This is a genomic window from Mycobacterium colombiense CECT 3035, from assembly GCF_002105755.1.
Taxonomy (GTDB): domain Bacteria; phylum Actinomycetota; class Actinomycetes; order Mycobacteriales; family Mycobacteriaceae; genus Mycobacterium; species Mycobacterium colombiense.
On the sequence record NZ_CP020821.1, the window covers coordinates 3,392,401 to 3,411,684 of the forward strand.

Below are 19,284 nucleotides of genomic sequence, written 5' to 3' on the forward strand. Positions count from 1 at the left end.
ATCTAGAGGTCCAGCACCACATCGTTCTCGGGAGCGGCCGAGCAGATGAGGACAGCCCCGTCAGCGGGCGCCTCCAGCGGTCGCTGAACGTAAGCGGTTGCTCCACTGATGATTCCGGTGGCACACACGTGGCACACCCCGCTTCGGCAGGAGAAGCGGGTGGGCACGTCGCAGGCTTCGGCCAGCTCCAGGATGCTCCGAAAGCGCGGAGACCAGTCGACGGTTAATCCGCTGCGCGCGAAGGTGATCGCGGGCCCCGTACCGGGCGGTCCGGCCGGCGGGTGCGGCGGCCTGCGCTCCCCGCTCCCGACGATGCCCGGGTTGATCGCCGGCAGAGCTCCGAACAGCTCGCTGTGAATGCGGGACGGGTCAAAGCCTATGCCGATAAGGTCGTTCCGCATGTCATCCATGAATTGCGTTGGACCGCAGAGGTAAACGGTGGCCTCGGTGGGCAGGCCCAACGCCGCGAGGGATTCGCGGCGCAGCCGGCCCTGCGTTTCGGTGTAGAAGACTTGTTGGCGAGCATGTGGCAACGACCCGACGAGTGATGCGACTTCTTCTGCGAAGGCTTGGGATTCGCGATTTCGAGTGGTGTGCAGCCACCAGATGTCGCGCCGGCTCCCGGCCGCGGACAGGGCATGCAGCATCGCCAGGACCGGCGTCGCCCCAATTCCGGCGGAGAACAGCACGACCGGACCGCTGCCCTCGGCGAGGTGGAAGTCGCCGCGTGGGGCGGCCGCCATTATCACCGAACCCAGCTCGATGTGTTCGTGCAGCCAGCGGCTCACCACGCCGTGGCCCTCGCGTTTGACGCTGATGCGATAGGAGCCGGACGACGAATCGTCGGAAAGGGAATAGCTGCGCAGCGGCGCGGGCTTGCCGGCGCCGCCGATTTTGACCGTCAAGTACTGGCCCGGAAGCGCCGGGGGCAGTGGGTTCTGGTCGTCGGCCTCGAGCCGGATCGACAGCACTTGCGGACTCTCCCTGCGGGTTTGGGTGACCCGTAGGGCGCGAAATCCCCTCCACCCGGGTTCGATCGGTGGCGCCGCCGGGGGTGCCGCGCCATCGCGCCCGGCCAGCAGGTCATGGAAAGACTGCTGCCAGCCGGGGCTGAGCGCCGGGACGTCGACGGCTTTGCGCAGCGTTTCGACGTTGCGATCGGGCAAATAGAGCAGCGCATCGACGTCGGCGACGCTCAGTTCATGACGGCCGCGGCGGGTCCGCACGATGTCGTCGCTGGCCCGGACACTGCCCTCGCGCAGGACACGGAAGTAGAAGCCCGGGCGATGCTGGGCGACAAGCAAATTGGGCATGTCGGGTTCGTCGAGACGCAAGCCGATCCGGAAGCAGGTGACACGCGGCTGGGTGACCTCGAACTCGGCATCGCCGATGCGATAGCGGTCTCCGATGCAGACGTCGGCGTCGGCAAGCCCGGTGACGGTGAAGTTCTCACCGAAGTGGCCCGGTTGCAGGTCGTCGCGCCCCAGGTAAGTCTTCCAGAAGTCGTACGACTCGCTCTGGTAGACCATGACGGCTCGCTGCTCCCCACCGTGGCCGGCGAGATCCCCCTGGCCGTCGCCGTCGATGTTCAGCCGCCGCGCCATGACCGGACCCTCGACGGGCGTCTTCCATATCCCGGTGTAGACGGTCTTGTCCCGCCACTGCACGTTCTTCGGCATGCCCACGTTCACCGAAACAAGCTCGCCCACCGTGTCACCTCGAACCCGCTCAATATCTATGTCAGCGGCTCGCCGCCGTCCACCTTCAATGTCATTCCGGTTAGGAACGTGTTTGTCATCGCGAACAAGACCGCGCCGGCGATATCGCCGGGCGTGCCGATCCGACCCACCGGATTGCCGTCGGCGATGTGTTCGAAGTACTTCCGCTTACCCTCACCGCCGAGGGAATCCCACGCACCGGTATCAATGACGCCGGGAGAGATGGCGTTGACTCGGATCGGCGCAAGCTCGACCGCCAACCAACGCGTCAAGAAATCAACGGCACCGTTGGTGATGCCCACCCCCAGGTAGCCAACGTTGAGCTTGAAGGCATGCACGCCGGAGAACAGCACCAGCGAACCGCCTGGGTTCATCTGCGGCGCAATGTATTTTGCCAGCATGGTTGGACCGATCACCTTGGTGTCAAACGAGAGCTGCAGTTGATGGCGCTCCAGGTCGCCCAGCTTCCCGCGGGCACGGGCCGACGCGGTCGACACCACGTGGTCGACGGGTCCCAGCCGATCCGCAAGAGCTGCGATCGAGCCATCGTCGGTGATGTCGACGGTCTCGGCGGTGACGTCAGTGTCGCGGTAGGCGTCGGCGAGTTTGGCCTCGTCCCTGCCGGCCACCACAACCTGAGCGCCTTCGGACTGCGCGAGTAACGCTACGGCTCGTGCGATTCCGCTGCCGCGGCCCACCACCAAGACCTTCTTGTCCCGCAACGCCTCGGACACGATGCGCTTCCCCTCTGCCTATCGACCGGCCGCGGTTCACGCCGTGAACTGGGATGGTTGGCCCAGAATATGGCAACCGGATGAGCTCGGCAACAGGTCCGTTTTACAAGACTGTTGCGAAAGGCCCGTTTGGTGCATACTGGGTTATACAACCCAGAACAACGGGCGTCGCGCACCTCCGCTGGACGCCGCTCCGGTGCAAGATTCCCGAAACGCGTTGAGCCAGGAGGAACGTCATGCCTGCAGTTCATCATCGATACGCCACGGTCGACGGCCACCGGCTCTTCTACCGCGAATCCGGGGACCCCGCCGCTCCCACGGTGCTGCTGCTGCATGGGTTCCCGACCAGCTCGTATATGTTCCGCCACCTGATCCCGGCCCTCGCCGACCGTTACCACGTCATCGCGCCCGATCACCTGGGCTTCGGCCTGTCCGACGCGCCATCAGTCGACGAGTTCGACTACACCTTCGACGGGCTGACGGACCTCACGGCGGGTCTGTTGCGAGGCCTGGGCGTCGAACGCTACGCCATGTACGTCCAGGATTACGGCGCACCGATCGGCTGGCGGCTCGCGCTGCGCGACCCGGCCGCGGTCACCGCGATCATCAGCCAGAACGGCAACGGCTACGACGCGGGATTCGTGGAAAGTTTCTGGAAGGTCGTGCAGGCGTACCAGCAGGACCAGACGCCGGCCACCGAGGCACCGGTGCGGCAGTTCCTGACGCTCGATGCGACCCGCTGGCAGTACGTGACCGGCGTGGCCGACGAGACACTGGTCGATCCCGAATCCTGGTACCACGACTTCACGTTGCTGTCCCGTCCCGGCAACGACCTGGTGCAGCTGAAACTGTTTCGCGATTACGCCACCAACGCGCCCCTGTACCCGCGCGTGCACGAATACTTCCGGGCCAGCCGGGTGCCGCTGCTCGCGGTGTGGGGACGTGGCGACGAGATCTTCGGACCGGCCGGGGCCGAGGCGTTCGCCGACGACCTCCCCGACGCCGAAATACACCTGCTCGACGGCGGCCACTTTCTGCTGGAGTCCGCGCTCGATGACGTCGCACGGTTGATCCGGGACTTCCTCGCCAGGCGTGTCCAGACCTGATCCTGGTGTCTGGGCTGGATATCCCATTAATCAGGGGGATCCCGGGTTAGCCTGGCGCGATGGCCCATCCCGATGTTCGCGACGAACAACGGTTGACCGCCAAGGGGCGAGCCACCCGCGACCGGATCGTGCAGGCCGCCGCCCGGCTGATCGTCACCGAGGGCCTCTCGGCGTGCAACATGGAGAACGTGCGGCGCACGGCCTCGGTCAGCGGCTCACAGCTCGCCCACTACTTCGCCGACAAGGCGGCGCTGATCCGCGCGGTGATCCGGCGCCAGATCGGCGTGGTGCTGGATTTTCACCGCCAGCCCGCGCTCGGGGGGCTGAGTTCTTTTGACGACTTCGAGCGGTGGATCGATCTCAACATGCGCTACCTGCGCCGCATCGGGTACTTCGGCACGCCGACCTACCACGCGCTGACCGCCCAATTGGCGAAGACCGATGACACCACACGCGACGCGTTGGCCACCGGCTACCGGCAGTGGATCGACTTGCTAGAGCAGTCAATTCGGCGAATGAAAGAGGACGGGCTGCTCGTCCGCGACGCCGATCCGCGCCGGCTCGCGCTCGTGATCGTTGCCGCCCACCAGGGCGGCGGCGTGCTGACTTTCACCTATCAAGAGGAATGGCCGCACGCCGATGCGATCCGCTTCGCGGTGAACTACCTGCGCCTGTTCGCCACCGACAGCGCCGAACGAATGCCCCGTGCACCGCGCCGTCCGCGGGGGCGCCGGCCGGCGCGACGAGCGGGCTGAGGCCATCGGAGGTGACGACGTGACTGAGCGGCCCGCTGCGCGGTTCACCCGCAAGGGACTGGCAACGCGCGCGCGGATCGTCGAGGTGGCCGCCCGGCTGATGTTCGAGCGAGGGGTCGCCAACACGAGCCTCGATCAGGTGCGGCGGGCCGCCGGGGTCGGCGGATCCCAGATCTCGCACTACTTCAGTGACAAGCGTGATCTGACCCGACACGTCGTCGATGCGCGCCGAAATGACGTGCGGGCCTTCCACACTCAGCCGCGGTTGGCCGGCCTGGACAGCTTCGATGCGCTGCAGGCATGGGCGGATGCCTGCGTGTCCGACATCGACGCCGTGTACCGGGTCGGGGGTTGCGTCTACGGCTCGCTGGCCGGCGAGCTGATCGAGGCCGACCGCGAGCTGCACGACGACCTCGCCGCGGGATACGACCAATGGATAGCGCTGTTTCGGGCCGGCCTCGAGTCGATGCGCGAGCGCGGCGACCTGCGCCCCGACGCCGACGCGCGCCATCTGGCCGTATCGCTGGTCGCCGCGCATCAGGGCGGCGCGGTGATCACCCATGCCACCGGCGATCCTCAGCCGCTGCGGGCGGCCGTCAATGCCGCCGTCGACTACGTGCGCTCTTTCGCGCCCCAACCCCCGTCGCGCAAGGGACGATCGGCGCCGTCGCGCCGCAGGCGTAAGGCCTGAGGACGCCACTCCCCTGGACATAGTGGGAAGGCGCGCCCATAATAATGGGTCAGTTGGCCCATTCGTCTCGATCATTGATCATCGCCATCGACTTGGGAGGGCAGTACGTGGCTGCCGCCGATCCGCACCAGCTGCCCACCGCGCCCGCGGTGGTACGCGAGCACTCCGGCGGGCCAACCATGCGGGCGATCGTCCTGGAAAAATTCGGGGGGTTGGACAGTCTGGTCTACACCGAGATCCCCAAGCCGCTGCCCAAGGATGGCGAAGTCGTGATCGCCGTAGAGGGTTTCGGGATCAATCACGCCGAACTCCACATGCGGCGAGGCGAATGGGCAGAGGCCGCGGAGGTCAGCGGAATCGAGTGTGTCGGCTTCGTCGACTCATGTCCGGGAGGCGAGTTCCCGGTCGGCGCCAAGGTCGCCGCACTGATGGGAGGACTGGGCCGAAGCATCAACGGCAGCTATGCCGAATACACGCGGGTTCGCGCCGCAAATGTCGCCCTCATCGAGTCGGACCTGCCCTGGTCGGATTTGGCCGCCTTGCCCGAGACCTACGCGGTCGCCTGGACATGCCTGTTCCGCAACCTCGGCCTGAAATCCGGACAGACGTTGGTGTTACGCGGCGCAACCTCATCATTCGGCCAAGCCGCACTCAAGATGGCGGTCGCCGCCGGTGTGCGGGTCATTGCCACGGCGCGTCGCCGCGATCGCTTTCCGATGCTGGAGCAATTGGGCGCTTCGCAAGTCGAGCTGGAGAGGCCCGACCTGGCCGCCCACATCGCCGAAGCCAAAAGCGTCGACGCGGTCCTGGACCTGGTGGGCAACAGCACCATCCTCGACTCCCTGGACCTGTTGCGGCGCGGCGGCACGGCGTGCCTGGCCGGGTGGCTAGGCGGACTCGATCCGATTGGCGATTTCAACCCGCTGCTGCGCATGGCCAGCGGGGTGAACTGGAACTTCTTCGGCAGCTTCGTCTTTGGAACACCGGGCTTTCCGCTCTCGGACGTACCCCTGCAGGACATCGCCCGGCAGGTTGCCGACGGTGAGCTGGATGCGAAGCCGTCACACATCTTCTCTTTCGACCAGATCCGGGAGGCGCACCGCGTGATGGAGGCGGGAGAAGCCGGCGGGAAGATGGTCGTCGTCATGCAGTGACGCGACCGCGGACGCCGAAAATTCCAGCGACGAAAGGACACCACCATGGGGCTGGCATGGCAGCAGGGCCCGCTTGCGACAGGATCGGTGGGACATTTCCTGACCGAGCAGCCTCTGCCGGCACGGCTGCTCTTCGCCGAGCCGCTGCGGCGACGGATGAAAGTGCGCTTCGCGGACAGCTGGGTCGCCGACAGCGAGGACGTGATCCTGTTGCACGAACCGGGCCGCTACCCGGTCGCCTACTTCCCGAGCGCCGATGTCCAGGCCGGAATTCTGGTGGCCGAGGACCGGGTCACGCAGCACCGCGACCTCGGCGCGACGCAGTGGTTTGCCGTCAAGATCGCGGAGCGGTCGGCTGAGCATGCCGCGTGGCAACACACCGAACTCGCCTCGCATGCGGCCGTTCTCGAGGGCCGGGTGGCGTTCGCGTGGCGCGCTATGGATGCATTCTTCGAAGAAGAAGAGCGGATCGTCGGACACGCCGCCGACGCCTACCATCGCATCGATATCCGCTCCACCGCAAGGCATCTCGTCGTGCGCAACGGTGATCAAGTGATCGCCGATACCCGTCGCCCGCTGGCCCTGTATGAGTCCGGCTTTGCGGCGAGATGGTACGTACCCCGCGAGGATGTCGACGCGTCGGCATTGAAACTCGTTGATAAACAAACCTTTTGCCCCTACAAGGGAATATGCTCTTACTACGACGTCGGCGGCCGCCAGCGCGCGGCGTGGTCTTACATCGACGCATGGACGGAGGTCGCACGGGTCCGCAACCTGGTGTCCTTCGAGCCGGACAAGGTCGAAGTGCACCTCGACGGCAAGCAACTGCGGCTGGAACCCGGCCAAACCGTCATCCCGCATGGCGTCGATCGCGGGCTCGATACGGACGAGGTGCTGGGGAACAAGCCGGCCGGGAGTACATCATGAGGGCATCCCTCGAGGTCGTCATCTTGCCCGTCACAGATCCCGATCGGTCACTGGGGTTCTACCGCGATCAGGTGGGATTCAACCTCGACGTCGACTACGCGCCCACATCCGGTTTCCGGGTCATCCAGTTGACGCCCGAAGGATCAAGCGCCTCTATCCAATTCGGCACCGGTTTGACCGATGCGCAGCCCGGATCGGTGCGCAACCTCTACCTGGTGGTGCACGACATCGAGGGCTGTCGAGCCGACTTGACCGGTCGCGGAGTACCCGTCGACCAGATCCGCCACAAGGACACCGAGGGAGGCTGGCGCGGCGCGTTCCTTGCGGGCACCGATCCGAATCGCGCGGATTACGCCAGCTTTGCGAGTTTCCGCGATCCCGACGGCAACACCTGGGTATTGCAGGAACGAAATCACCGGGGCTGAGGAGACGCAGTGGCTACGCGAAAAACCAGTCCGGAACGGGTGGGAGCATTCTCCGATGGGGTGTTCGCCGTCCTCATCACAATCCTCGTCCTGGAGCTCAGACCACCGAAGTCCTACACGTTCAGCGCTTTGCTGCCCGAGTGGCCCACCGGTCTCAGTTATGTTGTCAGCTATGTGTTCATCGCGATCGTCTGGGTGAATCATCATCACTTGTTCGGCTACGCAGAAGTGGCGACGCCGCGCCTGGTGTGGTCGAACTTTGCGCACCTGTTCTCGGTGTCACTGATTCCCATCACCACCGAATGGATCGCCGAAAGCCGGCTGGCCGCCGCGCCGGTGACCCTGTACGCATCGGTGTTCGTGCTCGTCAACGTCACTTACCTGGCGCTCTGTCAAGAGGCGGTCGATCGGCCCGCCCACGAGGACCTCCCACAGCGCATGCGGCGCCTCTTACAGATGAGATCGTTCTTCACGATCGGTGTCTTCGCCGCGGCGGCGGTCGTCGCACTCTGGTGGCCGGTAGCGGGGATGGTTTTGATCTGTCTATGCCTGGCCGGGTACCTGCGGCCGGATGTCCCCGCCGCGAAGAATGCGGAGTCCTGACATGCCGAGACCGTCCGTGCTGGTCTTCGACGTCAACGAGACGCTGCTCGATATCGGTTGCATGGCACCACTTTTCGGCGAACTTTTCGGTGACGAACGGATGCTGCGGGAATGGTTCGGCCAGCTGGTCATGTACTCGATGACCATCACCCTGGCCGGCCGCTACGTGACGTTTCCGGTGCTCGGCCAGGGGGTCCTGCGCATGCTGGGCGACATCTACGGAGTGAACATCAGCGACGGCGATACCGATCGCCTCAGGACGGCGCTGCTGACCATGCCGGCGCACCGCGATGCCGCCGGCGGGCTTGCCGCCTTGCGTGACAAGGGCTTTCGCCTGGTCGCCCTGACCAACTCCCCACCCAACCCGGATGGGCCGACCGCACTGCAACATTCCGGACTGGCGGGCTACTTCGAGCATCAGCTGAGCGTCGATGCCCGCGGTGCCTTCAAGCCGTCGCCGACCGTCTACCGCTATGCCTGCGAGACGGCCGAGGTGGCTCCCTCCGAGTGCATGATGGTGGCCGCGCACGTGTGGGACACCATCGGCGCACAGGGCGTCGGTTTCAGCGGCGCCCTGATCACCCGGCACGGCAACGCGCCGCTGCCGATCGACGGCCTGCCGCAGCCGGACATCGTCGTCAGCGATGTCCGCGAACTCGCCGCGCGGCTGATCGATGGATCCGTCCACCACTGACCAGGCGCGCGACGCGCTCGCCACCAACGACCCATGCGAGAGGATCGGTGACCATGGCATCGACTGACACCGGCAAAGACTTCGACGTCGTGGTGCTGGGCGCCGGACCGGTCGGCCAGAATGCCGCCGAACGGGCCCGGGCCGCCAACCTGCGCGTCGCTCTGGTCGAGCGCGAGCTCGTCGGCGGCGAATGCTCGTATTGGGCCTGCGTGCCCAGTAAGGCCTTGCTGCGTCCTGTCATCGCACTTTCCGATGCCCGCCGGGTCGACGGGGCGCGGGAGGCGGTCACCGGTTCCATCGACACCGACGGTGTGTTCGGCCGCCGCAATCGCTACGTAACCGATTGGGACGACGGCGGCCAGGCTGACTGGGTGAACGGCATCGGCGCCACCCTGATCCGGGGGCACGGACGATTGGACGGACCGCGCCGAGTCGTCGTCACAAGCAGCGACGGTGAGCAGACGACGTTGACCGCACGGCACGCGGTGATCATCTGCACCGGCAGCCGCCCGTTGTTGCCTGATCTGCCCGGCATGACCGAGGCGAGGCCGTGGACCAACCGCCAAGCCACCGACAGCAGTGCGGTGCCGGAGCGGCTGGCCGTCGTGGGTGCCGGCGGCGTCGGCCTCGAAATGGCCACGGCCTGGCAGGGATTGGGCTCGCAGGTGACGTTGCTGGCACGCGGATCGGGCCTGTTACCGCGGATGGAGCCGTTTGTGGGCGAAGTGATCGGACGCGGACTCGTCAAGTCGGGCGTCGATGTGCGGGTGGGCGTATCGGTGCGCGCGCTGCGCCGCCAGGACGATTCCCACGTTGTCCTGGACCTGGACGATGGCTCCGACTTGCGGGTCAGCGAGGTGCTGTTCGCCACCGGCAGAGCGCCCCTGACCGACGAGATCGGCTTGGAGACAGTGGGTTTGAATCCGGGTAGTTGGCTCGAGGTGGACGACACCTGCCTGGTGCGGGCCGCGGCCCAAGACGGTTGGCTTTACGCGGCGGGCGACGTCAATCATCGTGCGCTGCTCACCCATCAGGGCAAATACCAGGGCCGCATTGCCGGTGCGGCGATCGGAGCCCGCGCGGCGGGAAGGCCGTTGGATACCGGCCCGTGGGGCGTGCACGCGACGACCGCGGACCACCATGCGGTGCCGCAGGCGTTCTTCACCGACCCCGAAGCCGCCGCGGTGGGGCTGACGCTTGAACAAGCCGAGCAAGCCGGCCACCGCGTCCGCGCGGTCGATGTCGAGATCGGTGACGTGGTGATGGGGGCCAAGCTATATGCGGACGGCTACACGGGCCGGGCGCGGATGGTGGTCGACCTGGATCGAGAACACCTACTCGGCGTCACCATGGTCGGTCCTGGTGTGGCCGAGTTGCTCCATTCGGCCACCATCGCGGTCGCCGGCCAGGTGCCCATCGCCAGGTTGTGGCACGCCGTTCCGTGTTTCCCGACCGTCAGCGAACTGTGGCTCAGACTGCTCGAAGCGTACCGGGATGTCTCGAACGATAATTGACCCATGGCCACCACAGACGGATTCCATCCAGACTTCGGCGACGCGGCGGCGCCGGTCGCACGCAACCGGGTACGCCACATCAAGGCCTCGGAAATCAGTTCCGACACAGCACAATCGGAGGGTTTGCGCCGCTTCGCCGCCCTGTCCGGCAGCTCGGTCGGCGCGGAGAAGCTCTGGATGGGCGAGACGCACGCGTCGCCGCAATCGGCGTCCGACAACCATCATCACGGTGACTCGGAGACCGCCATCTATGTCCGAAGTGGCAACCCGGAATTCGTCTTCCATGACGGCACGGGAGAGGTCCGCATCGCCGCCGCGCCCGGCGATTACGTCTTCATCCCGCCGTACCTGCCGCACCGGGAGGAAAACCCCGACCCCCACTCCACCGCCGAGGTGGTGATCGCACGCAGCAGCCAGGAGGCCATCGTGGTCAATCTTCCGGCCCTGTATCCGCTGGCCGACCCTCAGTAGACGGCGATCTCGATCAGGTTGCCGTCGATGTCACGGCAGTAGTGCGAGGTCATCTCGCCCAGCGCCCCGGTCTTGGTGACCGGTCCGCAGATCACGTCCACGCCACAGGCGGCGAGGTGGGCCCCGACGTCCTCCGGGCTGGCGCGGGTGATGAAGCACAGGTCCTCGGAACCGGCGGCCTCGACCGCCCCGGTGAACCAGTCGGGATCGTCGGCCAACGCGCCGACCGGTCGCAGGTTGATCTTCTGATCGCCGAAGCACAGCGCCGTTCGTCGCGACGGCCCGAACGTCTCGCGGCGCATGCCCAGCACCCGCTCGTACCACGCGGCGGCGGCCTCCACGTCGCGGCAATTCAGGACGATGTGGTCGAACCGTTCCACGGTGAGCGCCACCTTCGGACCTCCTGACCCGCGTTAACGCGCGAAAAGCATTCGCTGCCAGAGTAATCCGATCGGCGGAGGACGTCGGCACCGGGACACACCGCTTTACGCCCCGCGCATAGAACGTTTTAATACATCTCGTGGCTCCCGATCAGCTGGACCTCGACGCCGCCGACCTCCGGATATCGCGCGGCAGCGTGCCGGCCAGCACCCAACTCGCCGAGGCCCTCAAGGCGGCCATCGTCAAACAACGCCTGCCCCGCGGCGCGCGACTGCCGACCGAGCGAGAGCTCATCGACCGCACCCGCGTGAGCCGGGTGACCGTGCGCGCGGCGGTCGGGCTGCTCGAGCGCCAGGGATGGCTGGTGCGCAAGCAGGGTCTGGGCACGTTCGTGGCCAACCCGGTCAAACAAGAGCTCGGGCCCGGCGTGCGCACCATCACCGAGGTGCTGGCCGACTCCGGGATCACGCCCAACGTCGACGTCCTGTCGCACCGCGTCGAAGACGCCCCGCAACGCGTTGCCGAAATTCTGGGGCTGCCCAAAGTCCTGTGTGTGCACCGGCGATTTCGCGACGGCGACCAGCCGCTCGCCCTGATGATCGCCTACCTGCCACCGGGATTGGGCTCGGCCGTGGAACCTCTGCTGAAAAGCGCGACCGACGAGCAGACCGCGCAGGCGATGGAAAGCACCTACACGATGTGGGAACGCCGGCTGGAAGTCCCCATCTCGCGAGCCAACTACGAGATTCATGCGGCCGGGGCATCGCTGGAGGTGGCAGGCGCCCTCAACCTGCCGCTGGGTTCCCCGGTGCTGGTGCTCGAACGCACCAGCTACAGCCACGACGACAGGCCCCTCGAGGTCGTGGAATTCCACTACCGTCCCGAGCGGTACCGGTTTTCGGTCACGCTGCCGCGCACCGTGGCCAGCCCCGGCGCCGGCATCGTGGAGCGGCGCGAGCCCAGCTGAGCTCCCGGACCGAAACCCCTGCCGGCCGGCGGTCACTCAGCCAATTCTCACCATATTCTTCGGTCCCGCTTCGCCCGGCTCCAAGCGTTCCCCAAGCCACCGGCCGCACCATCGAACTCATGACGAACGAGCAGCTGTGCGCGAACCTGGTCGAACGTTACCTGCGCACCCGCGGGCGGCGATACTTTCGCGGTCACCACGACGGCGAATACTTCTTCGTCACCAACGCTCCGGAGCGCTTGCACGTTCACTTCGAGATCTCGCCCGCGCACGACGACGTGTTGATCATCCGCGTCACCCCCGGCAGCTATTTCCCGGCGGCCGACCGCCCCTGGCTGACGTACTTCTGTGACCGGTGGAACCGCCTCGACCGCGAAGTCACCGCGATCGTGCACGGCTCGTCGGATCCGCAGCGCATCGGCGTGACGGCTCGCAAGTCGCAATGGGTCCGAGACGACGTCTCCTTCAACGATTTCGCGGCGTTCGTCGACCGGACCGTCGCGGACGCCACCGAGCTCTTCGACGAGCTGAGCCCCACCGTCGAATTGCCGTCCACGGAACGGCCGTTGCTGCGCGACGCCGGCTGACGTCGGGGCCGGCTACCTACTCCGACGGAGGCATCCGGGCGCGGCCCGCCCAACCCGGCACGGATCGCGCCCCACGGATGGGCGTAACGTCCGGGCGTATCCCGTTAGGCCGCACGGCTTTTGAGGAACCGTCGCGCCAGCGGTGAGATCAGCCGCGTCGGGTATCGCCACCACGCGTTCGCCCGTCAGCAAACGGATATGACATTCTCTTTATCGGAGAGTATCATATGCCACCCAGGGGCTCAGGTTTGAGACCGGCGTCACACCGGCAACAAATAGCAAAGAGCGCAGAACGGACGGCGGGGAGCCATGAAGGGCAACGGTGTGGACGCGGCGGACAACCACGAAACCGCCAAATGGGATCCGGCTTTCACCGAACAGGTGGCAAAGGTGCTCGGCCCGGCCATCAAGCGGTACTACCGGGCCGAGGTGCGAAACATCGACAACGTCCCGTCGTCGGGCGGGGCCCTGGTGGTCTCCAACCACTCCGGCGGCATGCTGACGCCGGACGTGCTGATTTTCTCCCCCGCCTTCTACAACCGGTTCGGCTATGACCGCCCGGTCTACACGCTGGGCCACTACGGGCTGTTCATGGGGCCGTTGGACGGCTGGCTGCGCCGCCTCGGGGTCATCGAGGCCAGCCGTGAAAACGCCGCCGCCGCCCTGCATTCGGGTGCGGTGGTGCTGGTGTTCCCCGGCGGCGACTACGACTCCTACCGGCCGACCTTCAGCGCCAACACCATCGACTTCAACGGTCGCACCGGCTACGTGCGGACCGCCATCGAAGCCGGGGTGCCCATCGTCCCGACCGTTTCCATCGGCGCCCAGGAGACCCAGCTGTTCCTGACCCGGGGTAACTGGCTGGCCCGCAAGCTCGGGCTAACCAAGGCGCGGATGGACATCCTGCCGGTCAGCGTCGGATTCCCCTTCGGGCTGAGCGTCATCTTCCCGCCCAACGTGCCCCTGCCGGCAAAAGTCGTCACCGAGGTTCTCGAGCCCATCGATATCGCCGCCCGGTTCGGTGCCGACCCCGACGTCGACGAGGTCGACGCCCACGTTCGCGCCGTCATGGAAGCCGCGCTGCAGCGGCTCGCCGGCGAGCGCCGGTTCCCGATCCTGGGCTGACGGCGCCCGGGCCGGCTGGAGGTGGCGTGTGAAAAGACTCAACGGCATGGACGCGATGCTGCTCTACAGCGAGACGCCCAACCTGCACACGCACACGCTGAAGGTGGCCATCATCGACCCCGCCGACCTCGACGGCGAATTCGGTTTCGAGGCGTTCCGGCGCCATGTGCGTCGGCGGCTTCATCTACTAGAACCGTTGCGCTACAAGCTCGTTGACATTCCCTGGCATCTACACCACCCGATGTGGCAGGAGAATTGCGAGGTCGACCTCGACTATCACCTGCGGCGGGTGCGGGTGCCCGCGCCGGGCGGCCGGCGCGAGCTCGATCGGGTGATCGGCGAGGTGGCGTCGGTTCCCCTGGACCGCGGCCGCCCGCTGTGGGAGTTCCACTTCGCCGAGGGGCTGGCCGGTGGGCGATTCGCGTTGATCGGCAAGGTTCACCATGCGCTGGCCGACGGTGTCGCATCGGTGAACCTGCTGGCCCGCGCGATGGACCTGCGTGACGGGCGCACCGACGAGCGCGACAACGACGAAGCCGGCGTCACCACGTCCAATGCCGACCTGCTGCGTGCGGCGGCGCGTGACCATGTCCGGCAGATCGGTGAACTGCCCGGACTGCTCAGGGACACGGCCGTCGGGATGATGCGGGTGCGCCGCCGGTCCCGCGAGCGTGGCGACCACCCCGACCTGGCCGACGCCTTCGACGCACCGCCGACGTTCCTCAACCATGTCGTCTCGCCGCTGCGCTGGTTCGCCAGCACGTCGTTGCCGCTGCCGGAGGTGAAGGCGACCGCAAAGGCGTTGGGCATCACGGTGAACGATGCGGTGCTGGCGATGGCGACCGGTGGGCTGCGGACGCTGCTGCTGGCGTATGACGGCGCGGCCGAGCGCCCGATCATCGCCTCGGTGCCGACGGCCACCGACAAGTCGGACCGGATCACCGGCAACGAAATCAGCGGGCTGATGATCTCGCTGCCGGTCCATATCGCCGACCCTGTGGAGCGGGCCAGGCTGGTCGCCCTGGCCACCAAGATCGCCAAGGAGGACCACGAAGTCCTCGGCCCGGAGCTCTACGGGAAATTGATGGCGTACCTTCCGACCGCCTTCGCGCCCGCCGCGTTTCGGTGGCTGGGCCTGCGCGACGCGCCGAACAAGCTGATGAACGTCGCGGTGTCCAGCGTGGTGGGGCCGCGCGAACGCGGCCACTTCGGCGGCGCCGCCGTCAGCGAGATCTATTCCACCGGCGTGCTGTCGCCCGGCGCCCCGGTCAACATCACCGTGTGGAGCTACGTGGACCGGCTCGGAGTCGCGGTCCTCACCGACGACCGGACGTTCAACGACCCGCACGAGGCGACGGATGCCATCGCCGCGTCGTTCGCCGAATTACGCGATGCCGCAGGCGTTTCCGCTCAGCCGGCGAGCACGCCGTCCAGCACCGAGTAGAACAGGCCCAGGCCGTCATCGGAAGGCCCGGTCAGCGCCTCGATGGCGTGCTCGGGATGCGGCATCAGGCCCACCACGCGGCCATTGGCGGAGCTGACCCCGGCGATGTCGTGCATCGAGCCGTTGGCGTTTTCGTGGTACCGGAACACCACCCGTCCCTCGCCCTCGAGCTCCTCGATCACCTCGGCCGGCGCCACATAGCGCCCCTCACCGGACTTCAGCGGGACCAGCAGATCGGCGTCGGGCTCGAACCGCGATGTCCACGCCGTCGAGGTCGAGGCCACCCGCAGCCACACGTCGCGGCAGATGAAATGTAGGCCCACGTTGCGGGTCAGCGCCCCGGGCAGCAGTCCGGCCTCGCAGAGCACCTGAAAACCGTTGCAAATGCCCAACACTGGCATGCCGCGCCGGGCGGCCTCCACAACCTCGGCCATCACCGGGGCGAACCTGGCGATCGCACCGGCTCGCAGGTAGTCACCGTAGGAGAAGCCGCCGGGCACCACCACGGCGTCCACGCTGCGCAGATCGGCGTCGGCATGCCAGAGGTTGACCGCCTCGGCGCCGACCCGCCGCGCCGCGCGGGCGGCGTCGACGTCGTCGAGGGTGCCGGGGAAGGTGATGATCCCGATGCGTGCCGTCACTGCGGCTCCCGGCTGATCGTCCAGTCCTCTATCACGGTGTTCGCCAACAGCGATTCCGCGATCTCGGCGAGCGCCGAATCGTCGACGCTGTCATCCACTTCGAGCTCAAAGCGCTTGCCTTGCCGAACTTCTGAGATTCCCGGATGTCCGAGGCGACCCAGCGCGCCCACAATCGCTTGACCTTGCGGGTCGAGAATCTCCGCTTTGGGCATCACGCTCACGATCACCCGGGCCACCGGCGCTCCTCCTCAGTTGGCGTTTTCGGCGCCAACTCTACCGGCGAAAGCGCAGCTCGGGGTTAGGGGCACGAGGCGATGTAGGCCTCGCACAGGGGTGCGCTCATGGCATTGAGCACCGGATCGTCCGCCATGGCCGGCCAGGCCGTCTGCGGCGGGGCCGTCGACCACAGCGTGACCTCGCTGATCGTGCTGCTGGCCGGGTGGGCGAACAGATAGGTGTGCATCACCACCGGGCCGCTGATCACGGCGGCCATCCGGTTCGATTCGTCGCTGGTCAGCGACGGTGACTCCTGCGGTGCGCGCTGCTGGCAGGCGCGCAGGGCGGCGACGGCGTTGCTGAACGCCGTGGTCGCGGTCGTGCCGCCGCGCGAGGTGTCACCACGCCAGTGCAGGACCTGGGCCTGCAGTTGCCATTGGCCGTCCGGATGCTGCACCGTCGCCCGGGCGGCGACGGCTGAGTCGCGCGGGTCCTGGGCTAGCGCCGGCGCGGCGCACAGCTCCTCGAACCGGAACCGCGGGCCGGGCGCCGAGCCGGTCGTCTGCACGGCCTGGCCGGCCAGCGCGGGCCAGTGGTACGCGGCGTCCAGCGGGACGGCGTGCTGGTCGATCCACGCGGTGTTCGGGATCCGGTCGCACACCCCCGGGCAAGTCTCCGGTTCGGCGTGCGCAGGAACGACGACGATCAGAGCAACTGCGAAACTGCCGGCGACCAGCATCGTGGCCAGGATCACGCGCACCGGCAGCTTGTCCATCAAGGCACAATCGTAGATATGCAACTGACGCATTTCGGCCATTCGTGCCTACTTGCCGAGTTCGACCACACCCGCGTCCTCTTCGACCCCGGCACCTTCGCGCACGGATTCGAGGGAATCACCGGCTTGACCGCCATCTTGATCACCCATCAGCATCCCGACCATGTCGACGCCAAACGGCTGCCCGCATTGCTCGAGGGTAACCCGGACGCTGCGCTCTACGCAGACCCACAGACCGCCGCACAGCTGGGCGCGCCCTGCCGTGAGGTGCACGTCGGCGACGAGCTGCACATCGGTGAACTGACGGTCCGCGCGGTCGGTGGAAAACATGCCGTCATCCACCCGGAAATCCCTGTGATAGAGAACATTTCGTTTCTGGTGGGCGACGCCGGCCATCGCGCCCGGTTGATGCATCCCGGTGACGCGCTGTTCGTGCCCGACGAGCCGGTGGACGTCTTGGCCACCCCGGCGGCCGCGCCGTGGATGAAGGTCTCCGAAGCGGTCGACTACCTGCGTGCCGTGGCCCCGGAGCGCGCCGTTCCCATCCACCAGGGCATCATCGCCCCGGATGCGCGGGGCATCTACTACGGACGCCTGACCGAGATGACCAGCACCGACTTCCAGGTGCTACCCGAAGAGGACGCGGTCACGTTCTAGCGGTCGGTCGGCCTCGCGCGCGGCTAGGTGATGTCGTCTGCGGCACCGCGCCCCGCGGCGCGCCCGGAGAAGATGCACCCACCCAGAAAGGTGCCCTCTAGGGCCCGGTAGCCGTGCACGCCACCGCCGCCGAACCCGGCCACCTCGCCGGCGGCGTACAGACCGCTCAGCGGCGTGCCGTCGGCCTTCAACACCCGTGAGGCAAGGTCGGTTTCGATGCCGCCCAACGTCTTTCTGGTCAGGATGTGCAGCTTGACCGCGATCATCGGGCCCGCCTTCGGATCGGTCAGCCGGTGCGGCGCCACCACCCGGCCCAGCCGGTCGCCCAGATAGTTGCGGGCCGCGCGGATCGCCGTGATCTGCCCGTCCTTGCTGAACTTGTTGGCCACCTCCCGATCCCGGGCGGTGACCTCGGCTTCCACCGTCGCGTAGTCCAGCGGTTGCACGTCGGGCAGCTTGTTCATCGCGGTCACCAGCTCGCGCAGCGAGTTGGCACTGACGAAGTCCACCCCCCGGTCGACGAACGCCTGCACCGGCCCCGGCGGGCCGGAGCGCGCCCGGTTCCGCAACAGCTCGCGGACGCTTTGGCCGGTCAGGTCGGGATTCTGCTCCTGGCCGGACAGCGCGAATTCCTTCTCAATAATCTTGGCGTTCAACACAAACCACGTGTAGTCGAACCCGGATTTGGTGATGTACTCCAAGGTGCCCAGTGTGTCGAAACCCGGGTAGAGCGGGACCGGCAACCGCCTGCCGCTCGCGTCCAGCCACAGCGACGACGGACCCGGAATGATCCGGATCCCGTGCAGCGGCCAGATCGGGTCGTAGTTGGTGATGCCCTCGGTGTAGTGCCACATCCGATCGGGGTTGATCACCCGCGCCCCGGCCCGCTGCGCGATGGCGATCATCCGGCCGTCGACGTGGGCCGGCACCCCGCTCAGCAGTTGCTCGGGGACACGGCCCATGCGCTTCGGCCAATTCTTGCGCACCAGTTCGTGATTGGCGCCGATGCCGCCGCTGGTCACGATCACCGCATCGGCGCGAAATTCGAACTGCCCCATCGATTTCCGAGATGACGCGACTCCCCTGGGCGTGGCCGAGGGTTCCAGCACGGTGCCCCGGACGCCGGTCACCGCCTCGCCCTCGACGATCAGCTCGTCGACCTGGTGGCGGTGCGCAAACCGCACCGACGAACGGTCCCGCAGTTGACGGGCGAAGATCTCGACCAGCGCGGGGCCGGTACCCCACGTGATGTGGAAGCGGGGAACCGAATTGCCATGTCCCTGTGCGTCATAACCACCGCGCTCCGCCCAGCCCACCAGCGGGAAGAGCTTGAGCCCCCGCGACTTCAGCCAGCTGCGTTTCTCCCCGGCGGCGAAATCGACGTAGGCGTGCGCCCATTGGCGTGGCCAGTAGTCCTCCGGACGGTCGAAGGCCGCCGTGCCGAGCCAGTCCTGCAACGCGAGTTCATGGCTGTCGCGGATACCCAACCGGCGCTGCTCGGGGCTGTCGACGAAGAACAGGCCGCCGAAGGACCAGAAGGCCTGCCCGCCCAGGTTGGCGCTGTTCTCCTGATCGACGATGAGTACCCGCAAGCCGCGATCCACCAGTTCGCAGGCGGCGACCAGGCCGGCCAGGCCCGCCCCGACGACGATGGCATCAGCGCCGAACCCCGCAACCGAAGAATCGCTCATGTCGGACC

22 protein-coding genes are annotated in these 19,284 nt (G+C 66.9%); 15 read left to right on the plus strand and 7 right to left on the minus strand.

Features of this window, described 5'->3' with window-relative positions; genetic code table 11:
• Positions 1-2 precede the first annotated feature (2 nt).
• On the minus strand, positions 3-1,709 hold the full coding sequence (locus B9D87_RS15685; protein ID WP_007772630.1) for an MOSC and FAD-binding oxidoreductase domain-containing protein: 1,707 nt from the start codon (positions 1,707-1,709) through the stop codon (positions 3-5).
• Between the two features lie 26 nt (positions 1,710-1,735).
• The gene (locus tag B9D87_RS15690; RefSeq protein ID WP_202950006.1) at positions 1,736-2,419 is read right to left on the minus strand and encodes an SDR family oxidoreductase; all 684 of its coding nucleotides are present in this window, start codon (positions 2,417-2,419) and stop codon (positions 1,736-1,738) included.
• A gap of 269 nt (positions 2,420-2,688) precedes the next feature.
• Between B9D87_RS15690 and B9D87_RS15695 the strand changes: the two genes are divergently transcribed.
• The 10 genes from B9D87_RS15695 to B9D87_RS15740 all read left to right on the plus strand — a co-directional run bounded on the left by B9D87_RS15695 (position 2,689) and on the right by B9D87_RS15740 (position 10,792).
• Positions 2,689-3,558 (plus strand): alpha/beta fold hydrolase, encoded by an 870-nt coding sequence (locus B9D87_RS15695; protein WP_007772628.1) that lies wholly within the window; start codon positions 2,689-2,691, stop codon positions 3,556-3,558.
• A 59-nt stretch (positions 3,559-3,617) separates the two neighbouring features.
• Positions 3,618-4,313, plus strand: a complete 696-nt coding sequence (locus B9D87_RS15700) for a TetR/AcrR family transcriptional regulator (protein ID WP_040630664.1) — start codon at positions 3,618-3,620, stop codon at positions 4,311-4,313.
• Positions 4,314-4,332: 19 nt separating this feature from the next.
• The gene (locus B9D87_RS15705) at positions 4,333-5,004 is read left to right on the plus strand and encodes a TetR/AcrR family transcriptional regulator (RefSeq protein ID WP_040630785.1); all 672 of its coding nucleotides are present in this window, start codon (positions 4,333-4,335) and stop codon (positions 5,002-5,004) included.
• A gap of 179 nt (positions 5,005-5,183) precedes the next feature.
• Positions 5,184-6,158 carry a zinc-binding alcohol dehydrogenase family protein gene (locus B9D87_RS15710; RefSeq protein ID WP_167540326.1) on the plus strand — a complete coding sequence of 325 codons (975 nt, stop codon included), beginning with the start codon at positions 5,184-5,186 and terminating at the stop codon, positions 6,156-6,158.
• 45 nt (positions 6,159-6,203) lie between these two features.
• Complete coding sequence (locus tag B9D87_RS15715; protein WP_007772626.1) at positions 6,204-7,085, plus strand: DUF427 domain-containing protein; 882 nt, start codon at positions 6,204-6,206, stop codon at positions 7,083-7,085.
• A complete protein-coding gene (locus B9D87_RS15720) occupies positions 7,082-7,510 on the plus strand; it encodes a VOC family protein (protein WP_007772625.1) in 429 nt (142 codons plus the stop codon). Before B9D87_RS15715 ends, B9D87_RS15720 begins: the two co-directional genes overlap by 4 nt.
• A gap of 60 nt (positions 7,511-7,570) precedes the next feature.
• Complete coding sequence (locus B9D87_RS15725; RefSeq protein WP_007772624.1) at positions 7,571-8,113, plus strand: TMEM175 family protein; 543 nt, start codon at positions 7,571-7,573, stop codon at positions 8,111-8,113.
• 1 nt (position 8,114) lies between these two features.
• Positions 8,115-8,807, plus strand: a complete 693-nt coding sequence (locus B9D87_RS15730; protein WP_007772623.1) for a haloacid dehalogenase type II — start codon at positions 8,115-8,117, stop codon at positions 8,805-8,807.
• A 53-nt stretch (positions 8,808-8,860) separates the two neighbouring features.
• Positions 8,861-10,321, plus strand: coding sequence for a dihydrolipoyl dehydrogenase family protein (locus B9D87_RS15735; protein WP_007772621.1), 1,461 nt, complete (start codon positions 8,861-8,863; stop codon positions 10,319-10,321).
• A gap of 3 nt (positions 10,322-10,324) precedes the next feature.
• On the plus strand, positions 10,325-10,792 hold the full coding sequence (locus tag B9D87_RS15740) for a cupin domain-containing protein (RefSeq protein WP_007772620.1): 468 nt from the start codon (positions 10,325-10,327) through the stop codon (positions 10,790-10,792).
• Here B9D87_RS15740 and B9D87_RS15745 read toward each other — a convergent pair.
• Positions 10,786-11,184, minus strand: coding sequence for a VOC family protein (locus tag B9D87_RS15745; protein WP_007772618.1), 399 nt, complete (start codon positions 11,182-11,184; stop codon positions 10,786-10,788). The two genes, B9D87_RS15740 and B9D87_RS15745, sit on opposite strands and share 7 nt — an antisense overlap.
• 128 nt (positions 11,185-11,312) lie before the next feature.
• Between B9D87_RS15745 and B9D87_RS15750 the strand changes: the two genes are divergently transcribed.
• The 4 genes from B9D87_RS15750 (at position 11,313) to B9D87_RS15765 (ending at position 15,296) form a co-directional block, all read left to right on the plus strand.
• On the plus strand, positions 11,313-12,140 hold the full coding sequence (locus tag B9D87_RS15750) for an Rv0792c family HTH-type transcriptional regulator (RefSeq protein WP_007772617.1): 828 nt from the start codon (positions 11,313-11,315) through the stop codon (positions 12,138-12,140).
• A gap of 119 nt (positions 12,141-12,259) precedes the next feature.
• Positions 12,260-12,727: a hypothetical protein gene (locus B9D87_RS15755; RefSeq protein WP_007772616.1), complete on the plus strand. Its 468-nt coding sequence runs from the start codon at positions 12,260-12,262 to the stop codon at positions 12,725-12,727.
• Between the two features lie 309 nt (positions 12,728-13,036).
• On the plus strand, positions 13,037-13,852 hold the full coding sequence (locus tag B9D87_RS15760; protein ID WP_007772615.1) for a lysophospholipid acyltransferase family protein: 816 nt from the start codon (positions 13,037-13,039) through the stop codon (positions 13,850-13,852).
• A 28-nt stretch (positions 13,853-13,880) separates the two neighbouring features.
• Positions 13,881-15,296 (plus strand): WS/DGAT/MGAT family O-acyltransferase, encoded by a 1,416-nt coding sequence (locus B9D87_RS15765; RefSeq protein WP_174320930.1) that lies wholly within the window; start codon positions 13,881-13,883, stop codon positions 15,294-15,296.
• On the opposite strand, the gene purQ is transcribed toward B9D87_RS15765, so the two are convergent.
• The 3 genes from purQ to B9D87_RS15780 all read right to left on the minus strand — a co-directional run bounded on the left by purQ (position 15,263) and on the right by B9D87_RS15780 (position 16,970).
• Complete coding sequence (purQ, locus tag B9D87_RS15770) at positions 15,263-15,937, minus strand: phosphoribosylformylglycinamidine synthase subunit PurQ (RefSeq protein WP_007772611.1); 675 nt, start codon at positions 15,935-15,937, stop codon at positions 15,263-15,265. The two genes, B9D87_RS15765 and purQ, sit on opposite strands and share 34 nt — an antisense overlap.
• Entirely contained in the window at positions 15,934-16,173 is a 240-nt protein-coding gene (purS, locus tag B9D87_RS15775; RefSeq protein ID WP_007772609.1) for a phosphoribosylformylglycinamidine synthase subunit PurS, read from the minus strand. Before purS ends, purQ begins: the two co-directional genes overlap by 4 nt.
• A gap of 62 nt (positions 16,174-16,235) precedes the next feature.
• On the minus strand, positions 16,236-16,970 hold the full coding sequence (locus B9D87_RS15780) for an ATPase (RefSeq protein WP_193787395.1): 735 nt from the start codon (positions 16,968-16,970) through the stop codon (positions 16,236-16,238).
• Here B9D87_RS15780 and B9D87_RS15785 point away from each other — a divergent pair.
• Positions 16,947-17,585, plus strand: coding sequence for an MBL fold metallo-hydrolase (locus tag B9D87_RS15785; protein ID WP_007772605.1), 639 nt, complete (start codon positions 16,947-16,949; stop codon positions 17,583-17,585). The two genes, B9D87_RS15780 and B9D87_RS15785, sit on opposite strands and share 24 nt — an antisense overlap.
• Positions 17,586-17,608: 23 nt before the next feature.
• On the opposite strand, the gene B9D87_RS15790 is transcribed toward B9D87_RS15785, so the two are convergent.
• Positions 17,609-19,276, minus strand: coding sequence for an FAD-binding dehydrogenase (locus tag B9D87_RS15790; RefSeq protein WP_007772603.1), 1,668 nt, complete (start codon positions 19,274-19,276; stop codon positions 17,609-17,611).
• Between the last annotated feature and the right edge of the window lie 8 nt (positions 19,277-19,284).

What these genes read in the sequence shown, in the direction of transcription:
- B9D87_RS15780 (WP_193787395.1), bottom strand. Translation starts at nt 16,970, where the DNA reads ATGGCCGAAATGCGTCAGTTGCATATCTACGATTGTGCCTTGATGGAC.
- B9D87_RS15720 (WP_007772625.1), top strand. Translation starts at nt 7,082, where the DNA reads ATGAGGGCATCCCTCGAGGTCGTCATCTTGCCCGTCACAGATCCCGAT.
- B9D87_RS15715 (WP_007772626.1), top strand. Translation starts at nt 6,204, where the DNA reads ATGGGGCTGGCATGGCAGCAGGGCCCGCTTGCGACAGGATCGGTGGGA.
- B9D87_RS15695 (WP_007772628.1), top strand. Translation starts at nt 2,689, where the DNA reads ATGCCTGCAGTTCATCATCGATACGCCACGGTCGACGGCCACCGGCTC.
- B9D87_RS15730 (WP_007772623.1), top strand. Translation starts at nt 8,115, where the DNA reads ATGCCGAGACCGTCCGTGCTGGTCTTCGACGTCAACGAGACGCTGCTC.
- B9D87_RS15755 (WP_007772616.1), top strand. Translation starts at nt 12,260, where the DNA reads ATGACGAACGAGCAGCTGTGCGCGAACCTGGTCGAACGTTACCTGCGC.
- B9D87_RS15700 (WP_040630664.1), top strand. Translation starts at nt 3,618, where the DNA reads ATGGCCCATCCCGATGTTCGCGACGAACAACGGTTGACCGCCAAGGGG.
- B9D87_RS15760 (WP_007772615.1), top strand. Translation starts at nt 13,037, where the DNA reads ATGAAGGGCAACGGTGTGGACGCGGCGGACAACCACGAAACCGCCAAA.
- B9D87_RS15710 (WP_167540326.1), top strand. Translation starts at nt 5,184, where the DNA reads ATGCGGGCGATCGTCCTGGAAAAATTCGGGGGGTTGGACAGTCTGGTC.
- B9D87_RS15790 (WP_007772603.1), bottom strand. Translation starts at nt 19,276, where the DNA reads ATGAGCGATTCTTCGGTTGCGGGGTTCGGCGCTGATGCCATCGTCGTC.
- B9D87_RS15740 (WP_007772620.1), top strand. Translation starts at nt 10,325, where the DNA reads ATGGCCACCACAGACGGATTCCATCCAGACTTCGGCGACGCGGCGGCG.
- B9D87_RS15735 (WP_007772621.1), top strand. Translation starts at nt 8,861, where the DNA reads ATGGCATCGACTGACACCGGCAAAGACTTCGACGTCGTGGTGCTGGGC.
- B9D87_RS15785 (WP_007772605.1), top strand. Translation starts at nt 16,947, where the DNA reads ATGCAACTGACGCATTTCGGCCATTCGTGCCTACTTGCCGAGTTCGAC.